The 24,122-nt window shown below is 66.8% G+C and carries 16 protein-coding genes and 1 tRNA gene; 10 read left to right on the top strand and 7 right to left on the bottom strand.

Annotated elements, in window-relative coordinates:
- Positions 1-75 precede the first annotated feature (75 nt).
- Complete coding sequence (locus HNH97_RS09435; protein ID WP_171790710.1) at positions 76-822, top strand: OmpH family outer membrane protein; 747 nt, start codon at positions 76-78, stop codon at positions 820-822.
- Positions 823-900: 78 nt separating this feature from the next.
- On the opposite strand, the gene ybaK is transcribed toward HNH97_RS09435, so the two are convergent.
- From ybaK to metH, 6 genes are all read right to left on the bottom strand, one after another.
- On the bottom strand, positions 901-1,374 hold the full coding sequence (gene ybaK, locus HNH97_RS09440) for a Cys-tRNA(Pro) deacylase (RefSeq protein ID WP_110912423.1): 474 nt from the start codon (positions 1,372-1,374) through the stop codon (positions 901-903).
- 207 nt (positions 1,375-1,581) lie between these two features.
- A complete protein-coding gene (locus HNH97_RS09445) occupies positions 1,582-2,331 on the bottom strand; it encodes an SDR family NAD(P)-dependent oxidoreductase (RefSeq protein ID WP_171790711.1) in 750 nt (249 codons plus the stop codon).
- On the bottom strand, positions 2,328-3,803 hold the full coding sequence (gene purF, locus HNH97_RS09450; protein WP_171790727.1) for an amidophosphoribosyltransferase: 1,476 nt from the start codon (positions 3,801-3,803) through the stop codon (positions 2,328-2,330). Before purF ends, HNH97_RS09445 begins: the two co-directional genes overlap by 4 nt.
- Before the next feature lie 91 nt (positions 3,804-3,894).
- On the bottom strand, positions 3,895-4,437 hold the full coding sequence (locus HNH97_RS09455) for a CvpA family protein (RefSeq protein WP_244949383.1): 543 nt from the start codon (positions 4,435-4,437) through the stop codon (positions 3,895-3,897).
- A gap of 357 nt (positions 4,438-4,794) precedes the next feature.
- Positions 4,795-5,235, bottom strand: coding sequence for a phosphoribosyl-ATP pyrophosphatase (locus tag HNH97_RS09460; RefSeq protein WP_110912420.1), 441 nt, complete (start codon positions 5,233-5,235; stop codon positions 4,795-4,797).
- Between the two features lie 76 nt (positions 5,236-5,311).
- Positions 5,312-8,821, bottom strand: coding sequence for a methionine synthase (metH, locus tag HNH97_RS09465; RefSeq protein WP_171790712.1), 3,510 nt, complete (start codon positions 8,819-8,821; stop codon positions 5,312-5,314).
- 311 nt (positions 8,822-9,132) lie between these two features.
- On the opposite strand from metH, the gene HNH97_RS09470 reads away from it, so the two are divergent.
- The 7 genes from HNH97_RS09470 (at position 9,133) to HNH97_RS09500 (ending at position 21,038) form a co-directional block, all read left to right on the top strand.
- Positions 9,133-9,525, top strand: coding sequence for a hypothetical protein (locus HNH97_RS09470; protein ID WP_171790713.1), 393 nt, complete (start codon positions 9,133-9,135; stop codon positions 9,523-9,525).
- Between the two features lie 149 nt (positions 9,526-9,674).
- Positions 9,675-11,861, top strand: a complete 2,187-nt coding sequence (locus tag HNH97_RS09475) for a peptidase domain-containing ABC transporter (protein ID WP_244949386.1) — start codon at positions 9,675-9,677, stop codon at positions 11,859-11,861.
- The gene (locus HNH97_RS09480) at positions 11,858-13,342 is read left to right on the top strand and encodes an HlyD family type I secretion periplasmic adaptor subunit (protein WP_171790715.1); all 1,485 of its coding nucleotides are present in this window, start codon (positions 11,858-11,860) and stop codon (positions 13,340-13,342) included. Before HNH97_RS09475 ends, HNH97_RS09480 begins: the two co-directional genes overlap by 4 nt.
- A gap of 12 nt (positions 13,343-13,354) precedes the next feature.
- Complete coding sequence (locus HNH97_RS09485) at positions 13,355-15,196, top strand: SEL1-like repeat protein (RefSeq protein WP_171790716.1); 1,842 nt, start codon at positions 13,355-13,357, stop codon at positions 15,194-15,196.
- Positions 15,183-18,203, top strand: a complete 3,021-nt coding sequence (locus tag HNH97_RS09490) for a glycosyltransferase (protein WP_244949384.1) — start codon at positions 15,183-15,185, stop codon at positions 18,201-18,203. Before HNH97_RS09485 ends, HNH97_RS09490 begins: the two co-directional genes overlap by 14 nt.
- A 142-nt stretch (positions 18,204-18,345) precedes the next feature.
- A complete protein-coding gene (locus HNH97_RS09495) occupies positions 18,346-19,674 on the top strand; it encodes a hypothetical protein (protein ID WP_171790717.1) in 1,329 nt (442 codons plus the stop codon).
- Positions 19,675-19,778: 104 nt separating this feature from the next.
- Complete coding sequence (locus HNH97_RS09500; protein WP_171790718.1) at positions 19,779-21,038, top strand: glycosyltransferase; 1,260 nt, start codon at positions 19,779-19,781, stop codon at positions 21,036-21,038.
- A 92-nt stretch (positions 21,039-21,130) separates the two neighbouring features.
- Here HNH97_RS09500 and ppa read toward each other — a convergent pair whose 3' ends face one another.
- Positions 21,131-21,658 (bottom strand): inorganic diphosphatase, encoded by a 528-nt coding sequence (ppa, locus tag HNH97_RS09505; protein ID WP_110912414.1) that lies wholly within the window; start codon positions 21,656-21,658, stop codon positions 21,131-21,133.
- Positions 21,659-21,929: 271 nt separating this feature from the next.
- On the opposite strand from ppa, the gene HNH97_RS09510 reads away from it, so the two are divergent.
- Positions 21,930-22,003: transfer RNA gene (locus tag HNH97_RS09510), tRNA-Ile, on the top strand.
- Positions 22,004-22,099: 96 nt separating this feature from the next.
- A complete protein-coding gene (gene ettA / locus HNH97_RS09515) occupies positions 22,100-23,779 on the top strand; it encodes an energy-dependent translational throttle protein EttA (RefSeq protein ID WP_171790719.1) in 1,680 nt (559 codons plus the stop codon).
- Positions 23,780-24,122: the final 343 nt, after the last annotated feature.

Raw genomic sequence — 24,122 nt, forward strand, 5'->3', positions numbered from 1 at the left:
GACCGGGGCTGTTAATTCGCCATATGATCCGCTACCCAAAGATATTGGATGGCGGAACAATCATGGATTTGGATTATGACAGCTAAGCGCAATGCCGGGCTTGCCCCGACCCGTCAGCGGGCAGGGTTCGGACGCTGGGCCACGCTGGCGCTGGCGATGACCCTGGCGCCGGTTGCGGCAATGGCGCAGGGCGTGGCCCCCGGCGCGGAGCAGCCGCAGCAGCCGCCGGTCCTGCCGATGCCGGCGGTGCCGGAATTCAAGCCGCTGCCTGCTGGCGTGCGCCCCACGGCCCCCGTGATCGGCGTGTTCAATACCCAGATGATCATGGGACAGTCGGTCGCGGTACAGAAGATTGAAAAGGAACTCGGCACCCGGCGCGAGGCGCTTGTCAGTGACGTCCGGGCCGAGGAAACGCAGTTGCAGGGCATCCGCCAGGGCATCCTCAAGAGCGGCAAGGCCCCGACCCCGGCGCAGCAGCAGGAACTGCAGAAGCGCGTCATGGCGGACCGCACCAAGTTCGGCAACCGCAACCGTATCCTTGAAGAAGACGCGCAGGTCGGCCTGAATCAGGTGCAGCGCGAAATCCAGCAGATCGTCTCCGCCATCGCGCGGGCGCGCGGCATGACGATGGTGCTGCAGGCGGGCACGGCGGCGCTGCATGACAATACGCTCGACATCAGCAACGAGGTCGTCACCCACCTCAACACCACGCTGCCGTCGGTCTACATCCCCGGCCCCAACGAAGACCCCGAGGAAATCGCGAAGTCGGGCAAGTACCCCGTCGCGCCGTTCCAGATGAACGACCAGGGCGGCGAACAGTAAAAACCGTCTTTTAAAAACAGAAGTTTTCGGGTGCCGCCTTTTTTGAAAAGGCGGCGTTCTTCTGAAGCTTTTACCTATTTACGAAAGCAGGTCGGCGGGGAATGCGCCGCTGGCCTGCATCGCGTCCGCAGGCGACAGGCGCACCAGCAGTCCGCGCTTTCCGCCATTGATGACCATGTACGGCTCGGCCTGTGCTTCCTGCGCGATGGCGGTCGGGACCTGCTTCTTCTGCCCGAACGGACTGATGCCGCCCACCTTGAACCCGGTGGCGCGTTCGGCGTTGGGGGGCTTCATCATCTGCGCGGACTTGCCGCCGAATGCTGCGGCGACCTTCTTCATGCTGATGCTGCGGGCAACCGGCACGACCACGCAGGCACCCCGGCCATCAACCTCCACCATCAGGGTCTTGAAAACCCGCTCCGGCGGCTCCCCGATCGCCTGCGCTGCATGGTTGCCGACCTGATCGGCGCTGGAATCATATTCATACGGAACAACCGTATAGGCGACACCGGCCTCATCGAGGGCAGCCGTCGCGGGTGTGCTCTTGCTCATGTGGCGCAGTATAGGGGCAGATACGGTCCGATGCACAACCGGAATCGGTGCGGGCAGATGTCCTCAGGGCTCTGCCCTGAAACCCGCCAAAGGGCATTGCCCTTTGGAAACCATGACTTTGCGCAGGCGGAATACCACGACAGCATATTCCTGAATTTATAGAAGTTTTTGGTGAAGCTTTTTTCAAAAAGCTTCAGAAGAACAGCCTCACCCCTGCTGCACAACAGGCATGGCAGCAATCCGCTGCCCCTGTCGCATTTCACCGGGCAGGCACAGCGGCACGATCTGCCGCGCCACCTGTTCAGGGCGCGGCAGGGGCGCGGGATCACCGCCGGGCATGGCCTGCCGGCGCATTCGTGTCGCGACGATTCCGGGGTCGAACAGGTTGACCCGCAGGCCCGACGTGGCGGGTATTTCGCATGCCCATGTCCGCACCAGCGCGTCCTGCGCCGCGCGTGACGCCGCCACCATGCCCCAGAACGGGGCAGGTGCGCTGGCATGGGCATCGGTCAGGAACACGGCGCGCCCATGCGGCGCATGTTCCAGCAGGGGGGCGGTCGTGCGGATCAGACGCCATGCCGCCGTGGTGTTCAGCGCAAGGCAGTCCTGCCACGCCCCCACATCCATATGGGTCACGGGCGTCAGCACCCCCAGCGTCGCGGCACAGTGGACAAGGATATCAAGCCGCCCGAACCGGGCCATGACCGACGGGCCAAGCATGTCGAGTGCTGCGCCATCGGCAAGGTCCATCGGCAGCAGCGTCGCCCCCGCGCCACCACAGCGCGCGGCAATCAGGTCGTCGGTGCGTTCCAGTCCGCCCACCGTCCGGGCCACGAGGATGCAGTGCGCGCCCGCCCCGGCCAGGGCGCAGGCCACGGCGCGCCCGATACCCCGGCTTGCGCCGGTCACCAGCGCGACCGTCCCCTCAGGCAACTGGCGCGCAGACGGCGGTGTCACGCCGGGACGTTGGGATGTTCAGCGTTATAGTCCACCAGTTCGATGGGATAGTCGCCGGTGAAGCAGGCATCGCAATACCGGTTGCACGCCCCGTCGCGATCCTTGTAACCCAGCGCGCGATACAGGCCGTCAAAGGAAATGAACGCCAGCGAATCCACACCGATCAGTTCGGCCATTTCCTCAAGGTTATGCTGCGCCGCCAGCAGTTTGCTGCGTTCGGGCGTGTCGATGCCGTAGAAGCACGAATGCATCGTCGGCGGGGAGGAAATGCGCATATGCACTTCCTTCGCCCCCGCCGCGCGCACCATGTCCACGATCTTGCGCGAGGTGGTGCCACGCACGATCGAATCATCCACCAGGATCACCCGCTTGCCATCCAGAACCGGGCGGTTGGTGGAATGTTTCAGCTTCACCCCAAGGTTGCGGATCTGGTCGGTGGGTTCGATGAAGGTGCGGCCGACATAATGGTTGCGGATGATCCCCAGTTCGAAGGGAATGCCGCTGGCAACGGAATAGCCCATGGCCGACGGCACGCCGGAATCGGGAACCGGCACGATCACGTCCGCCTCCACCGAGCTTTCACGCGCCAGTTCGACGCCAATCTGCTTGCGCGTGTCATACACCGCCTTGCCATCCATGACGGAATCGGGCCGCGCGAAATAGATGTATTCGAACACGCAGAAACGCGACTGCTTGGTGTTGAATGGCCGGATGGAGCGGATGCCCTCGTCATTGATGACGACAATCTCGCCCGGTTCGACGTCGCGCACGAACTCCGCCCCGACGATGTCCAGCGCGCAGGTCTCGCTCGCCAGCACCCAGGTCGGGCCTTCGCCCTCCTCGCCGGGGATCTGCCCCAGGATCAGCGGGCGCACGCCCAGCGGGTCACGCACGCCCATCAGCGCATCACGCGACAGCGCCACCAGCGAATACGCGCCCAGCACCTGCTTGAGCGCGTCGATCAGGCGGTCTTCCACACTCGCATACAGCGAAATGGCGATCAGGTGGATGAACACCTCGCTGTCGGTCGTGGACTGGAAGATGCAGCCACGGCGCACCAGCGCCTTGCGCAGGGTTTCGGCATTGGTCAGGTTGCCGTTATGCGCCACCGCAAGGCCGCCGAATTCGAAATCGGCGAACAGGGGCTGCACATTGCGGATCAGGGTCGCGCCCGTGGTGGCGTACCGGTTATGGCCCACCGCGCTGTGGCCCGGCAGGGTGGCCATCACCTGCGCATCGCCAAAGACGTCGCCCACCAGGCCCAGTCCCTTGTGCGTGTGGAAACGCTCACCGTCATACGACACGATGCCGGTGGCTTCCTGCCCGCGATGCTGCAGCGCATGCAGGCCCAGCGCCGTCAGCGCCGACGCCCCCTTGGTGTTCCACACACCAAAGACGCCACATTCCTCATGCGGCTTGTCATCGTCATGCCATTGGGCCGGAACGTCATCGTTCGGCGCGCATGCCTGCATGGGAGAACCGGACGAGGCGGAGAAGCGGATGCGGGACATGGATCAGCGATCTTTCCTTGGCGGACAGCGGCGGCGGGGACCGGCGGAAGGTTCAGATTGGCGCGTCATGACGCGTTCGCGCCGGTTGCGCAAGGTGTGGCGTGATGGAATCGGACGTAAAATGCGACAGGTATGTCGTACTGTCGCCAATAAGGGGGACAATCCGGCTGTCATTCATGGCATCGGGCCATGTGTCCTGCGGCATGAGGAAACACACCGCCATATACAGCACAAGCAGGCAGGCATACCCGCGCAGCACCCCGAATAGCAGCCCCAGCATCCTGTCGATTCCCCCCAGGACGGAGCCACGCACGGCCTGACCCGACAGATGGGCCGTCATGGTGAAAACGACAAGGAGCGCGATGAACATTATCCCCAGCGCCGCCGCACGCGCCAGCAAGGGCGTGTGCACCCATTGCGCGGCATAGGGGATCAGGAAACCGTGCCAGCTAAAGGCCAGGATGCCCGCCATCGTCCACGCGGCAATGCCAAGCACTTCGCGCGAGAAGCCGCGTACGGCGCCGACCACCGTCGAAAGTCCGACAATGGACAGGCAGGCAATGTCGATCCAGTTCATCCGCCACAAGACAGGCAAGGAGGGACCGACCGGGGGAAAATCCTGCGCGCCGGGGGGGCGGACACGCAGCGGGCATGGACCCGATCCATGGATCGCGCTGTTCCTTCTGCTCCGGCGGGAATAAGGGCACCTGCACCTGTGGCGATGCCCCGCCGCCGGGGTGCTTATGCCACCTGCCCGTTCCGGTTCATAGGGGGAAAAACCATCAATTCCCCCGCGCAGGCGTGACGCAGCGCGTGGGCGGCAAAACCGATGGGAGAAGATTAAAAGTTTTTGGGTGTCGCCTTTTTTCAAAAAGGCGACGTTCCGTGAAGCTTTTTGAAAAAAGCTTCACCAAAAACTTCTTTTACTTTCAGTGTATTACGTAAGCACGGCTTATGGCAGCTTGGTGGTGCGGATCTTCCACGGGCGGCGGCGCAGGGCGGGGGCGGCGCTGCGGCGTTCGGCCGTATTCAGCGCCAGCAGCAGGTTGCCCATGCGCGTGCGACGGTCAAGTTCGATCCAGATATCCTCCGGGTCGATCCCGCAGGCCACCCATGTCCGCACCAGTTCCGACAGGACATCGGCGCTGTGGCGCACCAGTGCGCCATGATCCTCGCTCATCAGGGCGATCAGGCACTGTTCGGCCTGGATGGTGAACTGCCGGGCCGCCGCACGGATATGCGCCAGTTCACGCGCATCGGGCGCAATACCGGCACGCGCGGCGCCATCATTCCCCGCACGCGCGCGCAGACCTTCATAAAGCCGCGTCATCACCGCCCCGGCCCGCAGGCCAGAATCCGGATCGGCACTGTCATGGTCGTCGGGATGGGACATGTCCCGATGATGGGGGCCAACAGGTTCGCGGTCAACAACGTGCGCGCGGCATCACCCGCGCGCACGGCGCGACCCTTCAGATGGAGAAATACTTGGCGTGGGGATTGAGGATCACCAGCGCCGAGGTGGACTGTTCGGGGTGCAACTGGAACCCGTCGGTCAGCGTCACGCCAATCTTTTCGGCATCCAGCAGCTTGAGGATCGGTTCCTGCTCCTCAAGGCGCGGGCAGGCGGGATAGCCGAAGGAATAGCGCGACCCGCGATAGCCCTGCTGCAGCAGTTTATTCATATCGCGCGCATCCTCCGCCGCGAAACCGAGTTCGGCGCGGATGCGCTTGTGGGTGTATTCGGCCATCGCCTCCGCCATCTCCACCGACAGGCCGTGAAGGTAGAGGTAATCCTGGTACCGGTCGGCCTCGAACCACTGGCGCGCGATGTCGGACGCCTTCTGCCCCACGGTCACGACCTGCAGGCCGATGACGTCACGCTGCGCATCGTCCACATCGCGCACGAAATCGGCGATGCATTCCCCATCCGCGCGTGGCTGGCGCGGCAGGGTAAAGCGCGCCACCTGCGTCGTGCCATCGGTGTCGAACAGGATCAGGTCGTTCCCCTCGCCCGCCGCCTTCCAGTAGCCATAGGACGCCTGCGGGCGCAGGATGTCGTCCTGCGCACACATCGCCAGCATCCGGCGCATGACCGGGCGCAGTTCCTTGCGCGCCCAGACCATGAAATCCTCCAGGGAACGGCCCTGTTTGCGAAAGCCCCACTGGAACTGGTACAGCGACCGTTCATTGAGGAACGGCAGCACCGCCTCCGGCGTGGCCTCGAGCACGCGCGGCCCCCAGAAGGGCGGCGTGATGACGGGTTCGTCACGCGTCAGGCGTTCGCGCCGCGCCCGGGCGGCCGGGATGTCGGCGGGGGCAAAGCCACGGTTTTCCGCCTGCTCCAGGTCACGCGGCGTACTGCGTGTCGCCTTGGTCGCACGGCGCGACTGGATGGCGGCGATATAGGCGTCGAATTCGCCCTTCACCACTTTGTCCATCAGCGAAAGCCCGTCGAATGCGTCGCGGGCATAGGCCACGCGCCCGTCCTCGCCATAGGCGGCGGCGCAGTCTTCCTCCACGTAATTGCGCGTCAGCGCGGCACCGCCAAGCAGGACCGGCGTCTCGATCCCCTGCCGGTTCATCTCCTCCAGGTTTTCGCGCATGATGACGGTCGATTTCACCAGCAGGCCGGACATGCCGATCGCATCGGCCCCATGTTCGCGCACGGCGGTAATCATGTCCGCCACCGGCACCTTGATGCCAAGGTTGACCACGCGATAGCCATTGTTGGTCAGGATGATGTCCACAAGGTTCTTGCCGATGTCATGGACGTCGCCCTTGACCGTCGCCAGCACCATGGTGCCGCGCGTCTGGCCTTCCTTGCGCTCCATGTGCGGCTCCAGCCACGCAACCGCGGCCTTCATCGTCTCGGCCGACTGCAGAACGAAGGGCAACTGCATCTTGCCCGCGCCGAACAGTTCGCCCACCACCTTCATCCCGTCAAGCAGGACGGTGTTGATGATGTCCAGCGGCGCCATGTCGCGCATCGCCTCGGCCAGGTCATCCTCCAGCCCCTTGCGGTCGCCATCGACGATGCGGTCCTTCAGGCGTTCGGGCGCCGTTTCGGCACGCACCTTCTTCACCGCGTCGGCGGCCTTGCGGTCGGCAAACAGTTCAAGCATGCGCTGCAGCGGGTCGTACCCCTCGGCGCGGCGGTCGAAGATCAGGTCCTCGGCCACCTTCACCTCTTCCTCCGCGATCAGGTGCAGCGGACGGATCTTGGAGACATGGACGATCGCCGCCGTCATGCCCGCGCGCACCGCATGGTCGAGGAAGACGGAATTGAGCACCGCGCGCGCCGCCGGGTTCAGGCCGAAGGAAATGTTCGACAGGCCCAGCACGATCTGGATATCGGGGAATTTCTCATGGATCAGGCGGATGCCCTCCAGCGTCCACAGCCCCAGCTTGCGGTCGTCCTCCACCCCGGTGCCGATGGTGAAGGTCAGCGGGTCGATCATCAGGTCGGACTGCGGCAGGCCGTGCTTGTTGCAGGCATAATCCACCAGGCGTTCGGCAATCCGCAGCTTGTCTTCGGCAGTCTTGGCCATCCCCACTTCGTCGATGGTCAGCGCAATGACCGACGCGCCGAACTTGCGCGCCAGCTTCAGGCGGTCATTGGCCGCCCCCTCCCCATCCTCGAAATTGATCGAATTGATGATCGGCTTGCCGCCATGCAGCTTCAGCGCGGCCTCGATGACCGGGGTCTCGGTCGAATCGATCACCAGCGGCGCATTGACCGAGGAGGTGAAGCGGGTGATGACCTCGTTCATCTCGCGCATTTCGTCGCGCCCGACGAAGGCGGTGCAGACATCGAGCGCATTGGACCCTTCGGCCACCTGTTCGCGCCCGACGGCGACACACCCGTCCCAGTCGCCGGCTTCCTGCAACTGCCGCCATTTCTTCGACCCGTTGGCGTTGCAGCGCTCCCCGATGGAGAAGTAGCTGTTTTCCTGCCGCAGCGGCACCTGCGAATACAGGCTCGCGACCGAGGGGACCCACACCGGCCTGCGCGGCACGGGCGCGGGGCGCAGGGTGCGGCCCGTCGCTTCTGCGCGGCGGCGCAGCATCGCGTCGAGCGCCTGCGTATGCGGCGTGGACGTGCCGCAGCACCCGCCGATCAGGTTCAGCCCGTCCTCGACGATGAAGCGTTCCACCCATGTCGCCATGTCCTGCGGCGTCAGGGGATAATGCGTCTTGCCATTGACCAGTTCGGGCAGCCCCGCATTGGGCTGGACCGAGATCATGCCCGGCCAGTTTTCCGACAGCCAGCGCACATGCTCGGCCATTTCCTGCGGCCCCGTGGCGCAGTTCAGGCCCATCACCGGCACGTCGAGCGCATTGATGACCGTCGCCGCCGCCCCGATGTCGGGCCCGACCAGCAGCGTTCCGGTGGTCTCCACCGTGACCTGCACGAAAATGGGGGTGTCCGTGCCCAGTTCGGCGCGCGCGATCTTGCCCGCGTTGACCGCCGCCTTGATCTGCAGCGTGTCCTGGCACGTCTCGATCAGCAGGCAGTCCACGCCGCCTTCGATCAGGCCACGGCACTGTTCTGTCAGCCCGGCTTCGAGCGTATCGTAATCGATGTTGCCCAGCGACGGCAGCTTCGTCCCCGGCCCGACCGATCCCACGACATAGCGGTGGCGCCCGTCCGAAAACTGCTCCGCCGCCTCGCGGGCAAGGTGGGCGGCCGTGCGGTTGATTTCGCGCGCCCGGTCGGACAGCCCGAATTCGCCCAGCGTGATGGGGGAGCCACCAAAGCTGTTGGTCTCCACCATGTCGGCCCCGGCCTCGAAATAGCCACGGTGGATTTCGCGCACCAGTTCGGGCCGCGACAGGTTCAGGATCTCGGTGCAGTTTTCCTGGCCCCAGTAATCACGCTCCACCTCCAGGTCCAGAAGCTGAACGCGCGATCCCATCCCGCCGTCACACAGCAGGACCTGATCACGAAGGGCGTCAAGGAGATGGGGACGAGTGGTCATGGGTATCCTGATCTGTCATATGCGCAAAGGGTGCCGCCGTACCGGAACACGAAGGCATGGAAGGGGACGGAACACCCGCGGCATCGCAAACATGCCGGTTCATGCCCATCTTATTCCCCTACTCCCGCATGCCTGTCCAGTTCAGGGATGCGTCCATAACGCATTTCGCGCCGATCGGTCCCCCGCGCCATGCCCGCCCGCATGACGGGGCGGCGGACGGACGGCACGCACGATATCGCAAAGGACACCTGCGCATGCCCGACATCGCGCCCCGGCCCCGGACGAAAGCCTCTGAAACGAAAGGCCCCGATATGCAAGACGATGACGGACGCATCCGCCTTGACCTGTGCGGACCCGGCGCGCTGCCCCCCGACGCCCGCGCCGTGCTGGTGCGCGTGGGGCCTGACGCCCCGGCCGCGGCACAGGCCCGGGGATGGGCGGCGGTCGTGCCCTTCGCCCCGCCCGCGCCCACCGCGTTCGGGCACGGGGCGGGATGCGGGTGCTGCCTCGGGCGGGGGGGAATCGGCACGCTGCTTGGCGACCTGTTCCGCAGGCGCGCGACGGGGGACATCGCGTGGTTCGCGCGCGTGGTGGTCATGGCCGACGCGGCATCCCTGCCCGCGCTGCGCCGTGACGTCACGACCGATATCGTCGTGCGCGCCCGCTATCGCGCGACCGACGAACAGACGGGTGAAAACGCCTAGCCGCCGTTAAGAAACATTTTGCTTTCTGGACCTAGTTTGCAGGCTTCATTTGACGACAGCATTGCAAGCAGGGGATCACCGTGGGCGCTCTGGACCCGAAGACAGATCCCGCCCTTCCCCCACCGGAGGATGAACCCCACGCACCCGTCATGGTACGGCTGCAGGCGGTGGTTCGGGCGGCAAAATTTCATGGTATCGACCTTGAGGCCCGTGATTACCGGGCGGAACCGGGTGAAGAGGTCCCCTCCGTCGCGTCCCTTGCCCGCTGGCTGGAGGAAAACGGCCTGAGCGCTCGCGGCATGCACCTGCAATGGTCAACGCTGGTGCAGATGCGCGACGTCCCGCCGATCGTGCTGATGTTCACCGACGGGTCGGCCGGCCTGATGGTCGGCGCGGACGCGGGCGATGGCGTCGTATGGCTGGTGGACCCGTTCGCCCCGGACGGCAGCGCGCCGGTGGCGGTGGACGGACTGCGCATGGAACAGGCATGGACCGGCGATGTCCTGCTGGTGCGCGCCCGCAGCGAGACACGCCAGGCCGAACCGCCGATCGACGCCACGTGGCTGGCGCATATGGTGATGGGCGAACGCGCCCTGCTGCGCAACATCATCCTGGCGTCGATGGTCATCAGCATCCTTGCGATCTTCCCGCCGCTGATCGTCATGCAGGTGATCGACCGGGTGGTGAACTACCACTCCATGTCAACGCTGATCTCCATCAGCGGGCTTGTCATCGTCATGAGCCTGTATGAAATCCTGCTCAGCTACGGGCGGCGGGAACTCACGCTGGTCATCAGCACGCGCCTCGACACGAAAATCTCGCTTGCGGTGTTCGACAGGCTGCTCGCGCTGCCGCTGGAGTTCTTCGAACGCGCGCAGGCAGGCAACGTCATCGGCCGCGTGTCCGCCATCTACAAGGTGCGGCAGTTCATGACCGGGCGGCTGCTGTCCACCTTCCTCGACCTCTTTACGCTGGTGGTGATCCTGCCGGTGCTGTTCTGGCTCAGCGCGACGCTGGCGTGGATGACGCTGGCGGCGGCGGGGGCGATCGGGCTGGTGGTCGTGATCGGCATGACCCCGATGGGACGGCTGGTGGGGCGGCAGGTCAATGCCGAGATGGCGCGCAACGCCGTCATGTATGAAACCGTCTCGGGCATCCGCACCATCAAGACGCTGGCGCTGGAACCCAGCCGCCGCCGCCTGTGGGACGAACGCACCGCCGATGTCGTGCGCACGTCGCTGGCATCAGGGCGGATGGGCAACTGGATCAACACGATGGTCATGCCGCTCGACCTGTTCATCAATCGCGGCATCATCCTGATCGGGGCGTACCTGGCCATTTCCTCCACCTCCACCGGGCTGGAGGCAGGCGCGCTGATGGCGTTCACCATGCTTGGCGGCCGGGTCGCCGCCCCTCTGGTGGGGATGGCGCGCCTGATCGACGACCTCAACGATGTCCGCGCCTCCCTGGGCGAAGCCGGGTCGGTGCTGAACCGTCCCACCGAAACGCAGGCGCTGACCACCGGCATGCGCCCGGCCATCCATGGGGCGCTGTCCTTTGTCGATGTCTGCTTCACCTATCCCGGCGCACCGACGCCCGCGCTGTCGGATGTCACGTTCAACGTCCCGGCGGGCACGATGCTGGGCCTGGTGGGACGCAGCGGGTCGGGCAAGTCCACGATCACGCGCCTGCTGCAGGGTGTCAGCCGGTCCTATACCGGCTACCTGCGGCTTGACGGGATCGACCTGCGCGAAATCAACCTGACCTACCTGCGGCGTTCGTGCGGGGTGGTGCTGCAGGACAATTTCCTGTTCCGCGGCACCATCCGCGACAACATCGTCGCAGGCCGCCCCGGCCTGACGATGGAGGCGGTGGTCCGCGCCGCGCGCCTTGCCGGGGCGGAGGAATTCATCGAACGCATGCCCGCAGGGTATGAGACATGGATCGAGGAAGGCTCCACCAACATCTCCGGCGGGCAGCGCCAGCGCCTCGCCATCGCGCGCGCGGTGATTTCCGATCCGCGCCTGATGATCCTTGACGAGGCGACCTCCGCCCTCGACCCCGAGAGCGAGGCGCTGGTCAACGCCAACCTGCAGCGCCTTGCGCGCGGGCGCACGATGGTCATCGTCTCGCACCGGCTGTCGTCGCTGATGGAATGTGACCAGATCTGCGTGATGGACCAGGGGCATGTGGTCGATATCGCCCCGCACGCGGTCCTGCTCCGCCGTTGCGAGATCTACCGCACGCTGTGGATGCAGCAGAACCGCCACCAGTCCGCGCCGCCCGACATCGCGGAGGCGGACATGCTGCCCGACCTTCATGAGTCCGAAGAATGAGCGAGCGCGACATGACCCCCCATGATGCCGACACCCCGGACGGGACGCACGACGCGACCGCCAACGCCAGCCGCGGGCTTGCCCGCCTGCTGCCCGCCACCGATGCCGGTGCGACGGCGATGCCGCCCGGCCTGCTGGAGTTCTATTCGCCCAGCGCCGCGCTGATCGACATGCCGCCGCAGGATGCGGCGCTGTACATCATCTGGGTGATCGGCGGCCTTGCGATCGCGGGGCTGCTGGTGATGACGTTCCTGCCGCTGGACCGGGTAGTCACGACGAACGGGCGGCTGGTCGCGGCCGACGGCACCCTTGTCGTGCAGCCGCTCGAGACGTCGATCATCCGTTCGATCAACGTGCATGAGGGCGACATCGTCCATAAGGGCGACATCCTCGCGGAACTCGACCCCACGCTGAGCGACGCCGACGTGGAGAACATGCGCAAGCAGGCCGCGTCCTACCGCGCGGAAGTGGCGCGCCTGTCGGCGGAGGCGGCGGGACGGGACTATGCCCCGGACATGTCCGACCCCGCCTCGGTGCAGGAGGCGGCGGATTTCATGCGCCGCAAATCCGAATATTCCGCCAAGGTCGCCAATTACGACCGCCAGGTGGCCGGCCTGCAGAGCGACCTGCAGGGATACGAGGCCAGCACGGCGATGTATGCCGCCCGCGCAAAGGTGGCGAGCGACGTACGCGACATGCGCGAACGCCTGCAGCGTGAACAGGTCGGCAGCCGCCTGTCCACCCTCGCCTCGCAGGACAGCCTGATGGAGGTCGTGCGCTCGCAGATCACCGCGCGCCACGATGCGGAGGCCACGCGCGCACGTCTGGACGCGATGAAGGCGCAGCGCGACGGCTATATCGGCAACTGGCAGGCGACGGTGTACCAGGACCTCAGCGTGGCGCAGCATCACCTTGCCGATGCCGACAGCAGCTATCGCAAGGCGATGCTGCATCACACGCTGGTGCAGATGCGCGCGCAGAAGGACGCCGTGGTGCTCAGCATCGCGCGCCTGTCCACCGGGTCGGTGCTGCAGGCGGCCTCCCCACTGATGACGCTGGTCCCGATCGACGGGCGGCTGGAGGTGGAATCCGTGATGCGGGGGCTGGATGTCGGCTATGTCCGCACCGGCGACAGGGCGCTGCTGAAATTCGCGGCCTTCCCCTATACGCAGTATGGCGGGGCGGACGCCACGGTGCGCGTCATCAGCGCGGATTCCTTCGCGGGTGGTGGCACGAACGTCGCAGGCGGCATGACGGCGCAGGAAGGCGGCACCTCCGACACCTCGGGCGATCCGCAGGCGGCCTATTACCGCGTGCGCCTGGCGATCGACCGCTACAGCCTGCACGGGGTTCCCCCCTTCTTCCGCCCACAGCCCGGCATGCCGGTGGAGGCGGACATCCATGTCGGCCGGCGCACCATCATGCAGTACCTGCTCAACAAGCTGATCCCTGCGATGACCAATGGCATGCGTGAGCCCTGATTTGTCGGCACCATGAAAATCTCGCGCATTTTCGACCGTTTTTTCGCGGGCATCGCGCCGGGGGCCGCCTATGAGCACGCCTGCCGCCTGCTCGAAGGCGGGGAGGCCGCGCGCGGCTTCGCCCTGCTGGGGCAGATGGCGCGCGACGGCATGGCGCAGGCGCAGTTCCGCGTGGCGCAGGCCTATCTCGACGGTCTCGGCACCGCGCCGAGCGTGCCCGAGGGCGCGCGCTGGCTGCGGCGCGGGGCGCAGGCGGGGCATCCGGAATCCTGCTTTGCCTTTGGCATGCTGCTGCTGCTCGACATCGCGCACACTGACCCGGCGCGCACCTTGCTGCCCGGCGGGGATGCGCCCCCCGTCCCCGCCCATGACCCGGTGGAGGCAACGCGCTGGATCGGGCGCGCCGCCGAACTGGGCCTGCCTGATGCGCAGGCGCTGTATGGCCACCTGCTGGCCCATGGCCCGGAGGAGGTGCGCGACCTTGCGGCAGCACGGGAATGGAGCACCCTTGCCGCCGAAGCCGGATGCGCACAGGGCTATCTGGGGCTGGGGCTTGCCCGGCTAGACACGGATGCCGCGGCGGCAATGGACGCCCTGCACAAGGCCGCGGCGGAGGGACTGGGCAGTGCGTGCTACGTGCTGGGCATGCTGCATGAAACCGGGCGGGGGGGAGAGATCGACCTCGCGGCGGCGGCGCGGATGTACCAGCAGGCGGCGGAGCAGGATATCCGTCCCGCCTGCGCACGCTATGGCATGGCGCTGCTGCGCGGGCGGGGGGTGGCGCGCGATGTCCTGCGGGCGGAGACATGGCTGCGCCGCGCGGCCCTGCAGGGCGACCGCGAGGCCGCGATCGTGGTGGGCGACCTGCATGCGCGCGGCATCGCGGAAATGGCCAGCGACCATGAGGCGATGTCATGGTACCGCCGCGCGGCACAGGCCGGGCGCGCCGACGCCTGCCGCATGATGGCGGTGATGTGCATGTCCGGCCGTGGCCTGCCCGCCCCGGACCCACGGGCGGCGGCGCACTGGCTGCGCCGTGCCGTCACGTGCGGGGACGGTGCGGCGACGGCGGACCTTGCCGCCGTGCTCGACAGCATGACGGGCGGGCCCGGTCCCGATGCCATACGGGACGGGGATGAAGGCGGGCATGATGCCCTGACAGACGGGTTCGCACGCGCGGCGGATGCGGGCGATCCGGTCGCGGCCTTCAATTACGCCAAATGCCTGCTGGAGGGATTCGGCCATGCCCCCGATCCCGCACACGCCGCGCACTGGATGCAACATGCGGCGCAGGCCGGCGTGGTCAATGCGCAGTACTGGTACGGGCGCATGCTGCTGGGCGGACAGGGCGTTGCGGCCGACCCGGTGGCGGCGCGCCACTGGATCATGCAGGCGGCCCGCGCCGGCATGGCGGAAGCGCAGGCCGCCGCCGCACAGATGCATGTGACGGGACAGGGCGGCCCGCGCGACCATGATGCGGCACTGGCGCTGTATCATCAGGCCGCGCAGCAGGGACAGGCCGACGCCATGTTCTCGCTCGGCGCGATGTATGGCGGCGGGCACGATATCCCGACCGACCGCACACAGGCCCAGCACTGGTTCACGCAGGGCGCGCAGGGGGGAAACGCGCTGGCGCAACTCATGCTCGGGCGCTACCTCGCCCGGGGGCTTGCGGGCACGGCGGACCCTGCGCGCGCGCGCCTGTGGCTGCAGCGCGCACAGGCGCAGGGGGTAACGCAGGCGGCGCAGGATCTGGCCCGCCTGCCTGCCGCCACGGCGGATGCCGCCCCACCTGCCGGTGCCACACCGGACGCGCCGCCCGAGGCACAGGCCCCGCAACATGTCGCACGATGACGTTGCGGCACCCCCGTCCCCCGGTGATGAGGCCTCCGGCGACGAGACCGCCAGGGGCGACGCCCATGCCGCCCTGCGCCATGCCCAGTCCCTGATCGCGCGGGGGGAGGACGCCGCCGCCCGCCCCTGGCTGGACCGGGCGTGGCGTCTTGCGCCGCAGGATGCGGGGATCGGGTTCGCGCTGGCGGTCGGGCGGATGGGCATGGGCGACCATGCGGGCGTCGTGCGCCTGCTGCACCCCATGCTGCGACAGCATGATTTCCGCGAGGGCTGGACGCTGCTGGCGCTGGCGCACATCGCGCTGGCGCAGTGGGAGGAAGCCCGCACGGCCGTCAGCCATGTGCTGTCGCGCCACGGGTTCGATACCGCCATCGGGGAGTGCGCCACACGGACCTGTAGCGCGCTGGGACTGCCCGGATGGGTGGGCATGGCAGGCGACGGGACGCTGCACTGGGGCGGACTGCCCGACGGGGCGGCGCCCGTGCTGCACGGGGGAAAACACACCCCGGACCTGCGTCGGGGCCGCAGGTCGCCCACATCATGCCTGCTGCCCCCGCGCGCGCGCCGCGCGGCGACGATGGAGGCCACGGACCGGCAGGGGCGCGCCCTGCTGGGCAGTCCGCTGCACCCTGCCGTCATCCGCCGTACCGTCGGGGCCGTCCGGCTGGATCGTGGCGGGATCAGCGGCTGGGTCTGGCATCCGGCGGACCCGGCGCACGCACCACGCATCACGCTCCGCGATGGGGAGGGACGCGTGCTGATGCCGCCATTCGACGCCACGCGGGATGCCGTGCCCTGTCCCGGCCTGCCGCCACTGGCGCGGCCGCGTGCGGTGCGTATCGCGCGCGCCGCCCTGCCCGCCAGCGGCAGCGTGCATGTACAGACCAGTGACGGCCGCGACATGGCGGGCAGTCCGATCCTGCTTGGCCCCCTGCCCGCCCCGCAGCGCGCCGGCACGACAAAGGCCGGCGCGCGGTGCCGCCACATCCCGCGACATGGCGGCAGGGTGCATGTCATCATCCCGGTCCATGGCAGCCGCGACCTGACGCTGGCCTGTCTCGACAGTGTGCTGCACGCCCCTCCCCAACCCGCAAGCGGCATCGTCATGTCGGTCATCGTCGTCGATGACGCGACGCCGGACGCCCTGCTGCGCGCGGATCTGGACCGGATGGCCGCGACCGGGGCGATCACGCTGCTGCGCCATGCGGCCAACAGGGGGTATCCCCATGCCATCAATACGGGACTGGCGCAGGCGGGCGGAACGGATGTCGTCCTGCTCAACAGCGATACGCTCGTCGCACCGGGATGGCTCGACGAACTGGCGATCGTGGCCTACGGGCGGGCGGAAACCGGCACCGTCACGCCCTTTTCCAACGATGCCAGCATCCTGACATGGCCCGACCCGCAGGCCGACGGCCACACCGCACCGCCCCCCGATGCACGGCAGGTCCGCATGTTGATGGAGGCCGCGCGCACCGCCAATGCGGGCCGGGCGGTGGACATTCCCACCGGGCACGGGTTCTGCATGTTCATCCGCCATGACTGCCTGAACGCCACCGGCCCCCTGCGCACCGACCTGTTCGCCCATGGGTATGGGGAGGAGAACGATTTCTGCATGCGGGCCACGCGACTGGGATGGCGGCATGTCGCGGCCCCCGGCGCGTTTGTGGGGCATGTCGGCGGCGCATCGTTCGGGGTGGCGCGACAGACGCTGATGCAGCGCAACCTGTGGCTGATCAACCGTCTCTATCCCGGCTATGACGCCCTGATCCGCGACCATGTGGCGCGCGACCCGCTGGCCCCCGCGCGGCGGCGCATGGGGGTGGTGCTGTGGCGGCGGATGTCGCGGGCGCAGGGGTTTTCACGCGCCGTCGTGCTGGCCACGCACGCCATGAGCGGCGGGGTGGACCGTGTCATCACCGATCGCGCACGGATGTGGCGGGCACGCGGCCTGCGTCCGCTGATCCTGCGTCCCGTCGCGGATGCCACCCGCGATACCGTCGGCTTCCGCATCGAGGAAGACAGCGACGGGACGCAGGGGCTGAAGATGCCGGTGCTGGAATTCCGCTGGCCCGCGGAACGCGATGCGCTGCTGGCCTTCCTGCGGACCGAGGGCGTGCGCACTGTCGAATGGCATCACGCGCTGGGCCATGGCGCGCGCCTGCGTGAACTGTGCGCGGCCCTTGGCGTGCCATACGAGATGTATGTGCATGATTATGCGGGGCTGTGCCCGCGCATCGTCATGGTCGGCCCGTCCGGCCGGTATTGCGGGGAACCGGACATCGCGGGCTGCACACGATGTATCGCGACACTGGGCAACCTGCTGGACCCGGAGGAGGATGGCGGCATCATCGCCCTGCGGGAGCGGTTCGGAGGCGACATGGCGCGCGCGCGGCGGGTCATCGTGCCGTCGCACGATGTCGCACGCAGGCTGGCGCGGTATTTCCCGGCACAACCCTTACAGGTCCGCCCGCCGGAGGATGACCGTCCCACGCTTTCGCTCCCGATGCTTGTCGCCGCCACGCCCCTGCCGCCGGACATGCAGGTCGTGGCGCCACGTCTGCGCACGCAGCGGGTGCGTGTCCTTGTCGTGGGCGCGATCGGCATGGAAAAGGGTTACGACATCCTGCGCGATGCGGCGCGCGATGCCCGGGCGCATGGCCTGCCGGTGGAATATGTCATCGCCGGATACAGCGCCAATGACGCGGAACTGCTGGCGACGGGGCATGTCTTCATCACCGGGCGGTACGACCGGGCGGAGGCGCTGGCCCTTGTCCGCGCGCAGCAGGCGGATGTCGGGTTCGTGCCCTCCGTCTGTCCCGAGACATGGTGCTTCACGCTGGGGCTGCTCTGGCGCGCGGGCCTTGCGGCCGTGGCGTTCGACATCGGGGCGGTGGCCGAACGTCTCCGCGCGACGGGGCGGGGCGTGACGCTGCCGCTGTCGATGGGCGTTCACCAATTGAACATGTTTTTCATGTCTTATGCCACCCACACACCGCCGCCCTGACCGGTGCGGCGCACCCGAACACGACACGCGACACAGCCAACAGGGGAAATCCGGCCTTGATCCGCAACCCGGCCCATGCCCGGCCTTCGACATGCCTTGCGCGGCACGCACGCGCGCGCTCTTGCAACCAGGACGCCCACGCATGACGGGACAGCCTGAACGAATCCTCAATGTCGGCGTGGCGGCGCAACTGATGCTGCTGGAACCGGGGACATTCTGCATCTTCCACGCCCCTGTCGCCGCGCCATCGGGGGCCGGGGCGCTCGGCGGACTGCCGGGGGTGCGCGTCACCCCGTCGCCCACGGACCCCGACGGCGCGATCACGATCCGCGGCCTTGATGAGGACGGGTGGCTCGGCCTCGACCGTGGCGCGGCACTGGTCCGGGTGGACAACCGGCCGACATGGATCATGGTCACGACCTATCACGACCCCGCCCATGAAAATGTGCGGCCCAACCTTCAGGTCGCGCGGCTTTACACCCCGGTGGCGAAAGCCGCCGCCACACCGGCATTCCCCGCACCCGCAACCACGATGCCGCAGGCGGCGGCCCGCACGGCATCCCCCCAGCCCTCCTCGCGCACCGCAGACGCGGATGAACGCGGCATTGTCGCCCATATCCAGCGGCGCGGCGACGTGCATGTCGCGTGCGATGCATGGATGGGCACGATCGGCAGCAGGGCGTGGATCGAAGGGTTCGCCATCCTGCCCGACGCCCCCCTCGCGCCGGAGCAGATCGAATATCAGGCGGTGCTGGGACAGGGATGGTTTTCCCCCTGGGTGACGGGCGGCACCTATTGCGGCAGTCGCGGCATGGCGCTGCCGCTTCTGGGCCTGCGCGTGCGCCTGATCGGGCAGGCGGCCGAGGCATTTACCTGCCGTGTCAGCGCCACCTTCGTCGATGGCAGCCGCATCGGGCCGGTGGAGGACATCGCCGCCATGTCCGACGACCTTTCCCCGCTGGAAGCCTTCCTGATCGAGATTGCCCCGCGCGACACGCTGCGCGACGGTGCGGCGGAAGGCGCGTGGCCGGATGCCGACCCCATGCGGGAGGCGCAGGTGCTTGAACTGCTGGAGGCCGCGGAAGCCGAAAAACCGGCCCCCACCCGCACGCGGCCTGCCCGTCGCACGGCGCGCAGGGGCAGGGTGCGGCCCGATATGGCAGCCCATGCCAGCACTGCCGCAGAACCGCCGGACACCGACACCACGCGCACGGGCAGGGCATCCCCCCGCAAGGGCCGTGCCGACGGGTCCGCAAAGGCCGCAGCAAAGACCGCCACAGCGACCACGGGAAAAGCCGCCGCAAAATCCACTGCAAAAGCCACCGGGAAAGCCACGGCGGCCCCCCGGACAGAAGAAACCACCCCCCTGTCGCCCGAAGACATCCATCCCGGTCGTGGGCGCAAGGTTCCCGGATCACGGGTGGCGCTGCTCAAGGCCCGCAAGAAGGCCGCGACCCGGCGACGGAGTTGAGGCGGCAACGTGACGCCACGCCCTTCTCCCCGTCCGGCCGGCCGCTGTTCCATGGTGCGCATGGCGCCGCGCGACCGGGGGGATGACAACCGGGGGGACGAACGGTGAAATACCTGTTCATCCACCAGAATTTCCCCGGGCAGTTCCTGCACCTGCTGCGCCACCTGCATGCGCAGGGCGGCAACGAGCTTGTCTTCATAAGCGAGACCGGGTCCGGCGCGATGCCGGGGGTCCGGCGCGTGGGATACCGCATGCCCCCGCCCGCAAAGGTGGGCGGCCCGCCGCCGGTAGGCGAGATCGCCCATGCGATGGAACGCGCCGCACAGGTGGCGCGCGCGGCGCGGACGCTGCGCGACCTCGGGTTCATGCCCGACATCATCATCGGCCATCATGGCTGGGGCGAACTGCTGGACCTTGGCGATGTCTATCCCGGCGTGCCGGTGCTGGGATATTACGAATTCTTCTATCACCCGTCGGGGCTGGATGTCGGGTTCGACCCGGAATTTCCCTTCTCCCCCGCGTCGGCGCCCATGGTGCGCGCGCGCAATACGCTCAACCTGCAGGCGCTGGCGCAGCCGGGATGGGGACATTCCCCCACCCGTTTCCAGCGCGACACCTATCCCGACTGGGCGCGCCCGCGCATCACCCTGCTTCGCGAAGGGGTGGACCTTGCGCAATGCCGCCCCGACCCCGCGGCCGCGACCCGTCCTTTCGCGCTGGGGGATGTCCGCATCTCCCCGCATGAAAAGCTGGTGACCTATGTCGCGCGCGACCTTGAACCCTATCGCGGGTTTCACGTCTTCATGCGCGCCCTGCCGCGCATCCTGCGTGCCCGGCCGGATGTGCGGGTGGTCGTGGTCGGCGGCGATGGCGTCAGTTACGGCACGCCACCGCCACAGGGATGCTGGCGGGAGCGGATGCTGGCGGAACTTGGCGCATGGATCGACCCCGCGCGCGTGCATTTCGTCGGCAGGCTGCCTTATGACAGGTTCCTCGACCTGCTGCGCCGCTCCGACGCGCATGTCTACCTGACCTACCCGTTCGTGCTGTCATGGTCCCTGCGTGAGGCGATGGCCTGCGGATGCGCGATTGTCGGCAGCGACACCGCACCGGTGCGGGAATTCCTGCATGACGGGAAGACCGCGCGCCTCGTGCCGTTTCTGGAGCCACGGCGCATCGCGGACGGGGTTTTGGAACTGCTGGAGGATCGCGCCCTGTCACGGCACCTGCGCGGCAGGGTCCGGGCGCAGGCGGTGCGCACGCTGGACATGGGCGATTACATGGCCCGTTACATGGCGCTGGTGGCGCGCCTGACGGGGAAACCGGCCTGTATGGATGATGCGGCACGCGCGATGATGGCCTGACACGCACGACACGACGCGCGGGGCGATCACACAAAGGCCGCCATGGGGGCGGCACGGGACCGCACGGGCCCCGCCACCCCGCGATGGTGTTCTTATTTCTTCTTGATGGCGGCGATGGAATCCATGATCGCCTTGCCGGCTTCTTCCTTGCCGGCCCAGCCGGAAACCTTCACCCACTTGCCCTTTTCAAGGTCCTTGTAGCGGGTGAAGAAATGCTCGATCTCCTTCAGGGTGATCTCGGGCAGGTCTTCAAGCTTCTCGACCTTGGAATAGTACGGGTGCACCTTGTCGTGGGGGACGCAGATGATCTTCTCGTCCTGGCCGCTTTCGTCTTCCATCTTCAGCATGCCGATGGGACGCGCACGCACGACACAGCCCGGAACCACGGCGGCAGGCAGCAGCACCAGCGCGTCGGTCGGGTCGCCATCGGCGGCCAGCGTGTTGGGGACAAAGCCATAGGCGGCCGGATAGACCATGGGCGTGAACAGGATACGATCCACAACGATTGCGCCGCTGTCCTTGTCGATTTCGTACTTCACGCCCGATCCCTGCGGGATCTCGATGACCACGTTGATGTCGTTGGGCACGTCCTTGCCCGGGGAAATCTTGGATACGTCCACGTTATGGCTCCTGCCACGCAAAGGGTTGTTCTGTCATACTCAGATTCACATGCACGAACACGCGGGCGCATGGCGCTGCGGTCGTGCATGTCCTGGCCATGCCCGATACAGTCAATCGTACCCCCCGGACATGAGCCAGATCATGGACGTTACACATATGTCATCTCCGCCGTGAGGGGGGCATGCATGAAAAAAGATGTAAAATCGACTTCACCGGCCCCCATGGCATCTTGCAAAAAGATCGCACATGCGCGAATCACTACCTGCCTGCGCGCCCGTAGCTCAATTGGTTAGAGCGGGCCGCTCATAACGGCTTGGTTGCGGGTTCAAGTCCTGCCGGGCGCAGGCCCTGTTGCACGAACGCGGCCCTTTGCCGTAGGGGCCCACAACCATGTTCCTTGCACATTCCTGTATCCTTCAGCTTTCGGGAGCCTGACCGTCATGGCCGCCACGCAATATGTCTATGTGATGAAGGACCTGACCAAGGCGTACCCGGGTGGGCGCGAGGTCTTCAAGGGGATCACCCTGTCATTCCTGCCCGGCGTCAAGATCGGCGTCCTTGGCGTCAACGGCGCGGGCAAGTCCACCTTGCTGAAAATCATGGCCGGCATCGAAAAGGAATTCGGTGGCGAGGCCTGGGCCGCCGAAGGTGCGACCATCGGCTACCTCGAGCAGGAACCCAAGCTCGACGAAAGCCTGACCGTGGGTGAAAACGTCGCCCAGGGCTTTGGCGAACTGAAAAAGGCGGTGGACCGCTTCAACGAGATCTCGATGAAGTTCGCCGAACCCATGTCCGACGAGGAGATGAACACCCTGCTCGCCGAACAGGCGGAACTGCAGGAAGTCATCGACGCGGGCGACGGGTGGGAACTCGACCGCAAGCTGGAAATCGCGCTCGACGCGCTGCGCTGCCCGCCGGCCGACAGTCCCGTGGACAAGCTGTCGGGGGGGGAGCGCCGCCGTGTCGCGCTGTGCCGCCTGCTGCTGGAAAAGCCCGACCTGCTGCTGCTTGACGAACCGACCAACCACCTTGACGCCGAAAGCGTCTCGTGGCTGGAAAAGACCCTGCGCGATTACGAGGGCACCGTCATGGTCATCACCCATGACCGTTACTTCCTCGACAACGTGACGAACTGGATCCTCGAACTCGAACGTGGCCGTGGCTACCCGTTCGAGGGCAACTACTCCTCGTGGCTGACGCAGAAGCGCAAGCGCCTCGCACAGGAGGAGAAGGAGGAAAGCGCGCGCCAGCGTGCCCTTGCCGCCGAACAGGAATGGATCGGTTCCTCCCCCAAGGCGCGCCAGGCCAAGAGCAAGTCGCGTATCGCCCGGTATGAGGAAATGCTGGCCCAGAGCGGGGAGAAGGCGAACGGTGTCGCCGACATCGTCATCCCGCCCGGCCCGCGCCTTGGCAGCACGGTGATCGAGGCCGAGGACCTGCGCAAGGGCTTTGGCAACCGCCTGCTGATCGACGACCTCAGCTTCAAGCTGCCGCCCGGTGGCATCGTCGGCGTGATCGGGCCGAACGGCGCGGGCAAGTCCACGCTGTTCAAGATGATCATGGGCCTTGAAAAGCCCGACAGCGGCGAACTGAAGATCGGGGATACCGTCAAGCTTGGCTATGTGGACCAGTCGCGCTTCAGCCTCGATGACAACAAGACCGTGTGGGAGGAAATCTCCGGCGGGACGGATGTCATCTACCTTGGCAAGCGCGCGGTGCCGTCGCGTGCCTATGTCGGGGCCTTCAACTTCAAGGGGCCGGACCAGCAGAAGAAGGTCGGCGTCCTGTCGGGGGGTGAACGCAACCGCGTCCACCTGGCCAAGATGCTGCGCCAGGAAAGCAACGTCATCCTGCTTGACGAACCGACCAACGACCTTGACGTCGATACGCTGCGCGCGCTCGAAGAGGCGCTGGCCGAATTCGCAGGCTGCGCGGTCATCATCAGCCATGACCGCTGGTTCCTCGACCGCCTTGCGACGCACATCCTCGCCTTCGAGGGCGACAGCCACGTCGAATGGTTCGAAGGCAACTTCCAGGCCTATGAAGAAGACAAGCGCCGTCGCCTCGGCCCGGATGCGACCGAACCGGGCCGCATCAAATACCGCCCGATCGAACGCTGATCACGCGCCCTGCTCTCCCGTTACGGGGCTCCTCCGGTTTCCATGGGGCTTTGCCCCATACCCCACCAAAGGGCATTGCCCTTTGGAAACCATGACTTCATAAAACAGATCAGGGTGCAGGGAGCGCGCTCCCTGCCGGGTCCGGGCAGCGCCCGGAAGGTCCATCCACGCGACAGCGTTGCATCGTGGACGGCAGGGTCTCAGGGGCTTTGCCCCCGAACCCCCACCAAAGGGTATTACCCTTTGGAAACCATGACTTCATAAAACAGATCAGGGTGCAGGGAGCGCGCTCCCTGCCGGGTCCGGGCAGCGCCCGGAAGGTCCGTCCACGCGACAGCGCTAC

Source organism: Gluconacetobacter entanii, assembly GCF_013155425.1.
Taxonomy (GTDB): Bacteria; Pseudomonadota; Alphaproteobacteria; order Acetobacterales; family Acetobacteraceae; genus Novacetimonas; species Novacetimonas entanii.

Excerpts from the sequence above, each read along its gene's own strand:
- HNH97_RS09435 (WP_171790710.1), top strand. The coding sequence starts at position 76 with ATGACAGCTAAGCGCAATGCCGGGCTTGCCCCGACCCGTCAGCGGGCA.
- ybaK (WP_110912423.1), bottom strand. The coding sequence starts at position 1,374 with ATGAGCAAGAGCACACCCGCGACGGCTGCCCTCGATGAGGCCGGTGTC.
- purF (WP_171790727.1), bottom strand. The coding sequence starts at position 3,803 with ATGCAGGCATGCGCGCCGAACGATGACGTTCCGGCCCAATGGCATGAC.
- HNH97_RS09460 (WP_110912420.1), bottom strand. The coding sequence starts at position 5,235 with ATGTCCCATCCCGACGACCATGACAGTGCCGATCCGGATTCTGGCCTG.
- metH (WP_171790712.1), bottom strand. The coding sequence starts at position 8,821 with ATGACCACTCGTCCCCATCTCCTTGACGCCCTTCGTGATCAGGTCCTG.
- HNH97_RS09470 (WP_171790713.1), top strand. The coding sequence starts at position 9,133 with ATGCAAGACGATGACGGACGCATCCGCCTTGACCTGTGCGGACCCGGC.
- HNH97_RS09475 (WP_244949386.1), top strand. The coding sequence starts at position 9,675 with ATGGTACGGCTGCAGGCGGTGGTTCGGGCGGCAAAATTTCATGGTATC.
- HNH97_RS09480 (WP_171790715.1), top strand. The coding sequence starts at position 11,858 with ATGAGCGAGCGCGACATGACCCCCCATGATGCCGACACCCCGGACGGG.
- HNH97_RS09485 (WP_171790716.1), top strand. The coding sequence starts at position 13,355 with ATGAAAATCTCGCGCATTTTCGACCGTTTTTTCGCGGGCATCGCGCCG.
- HNH97_RS09490 (WP_244949384.1), top strand. The coding sequence starts at position 15,183 with ATGTCGCACGATGACGTTGCGGCACCCCCGTCCCCCGGTGATGAGGCC.
- HNH97_RS09495 (WP_171790717.1), top strand. The coding sequence starts at position 18,346 with ATGACGGGACAGCCTGAACGAATCCTCAATGTCGGCGTGGCGGCGCAA.
- ettA (WP_171790719.1), top strand. The coding sequence starts at position 22,100 with ATGGCCGCCACGCAATATGTCTATGTGATGAAGGACCTGACCAAGGCG.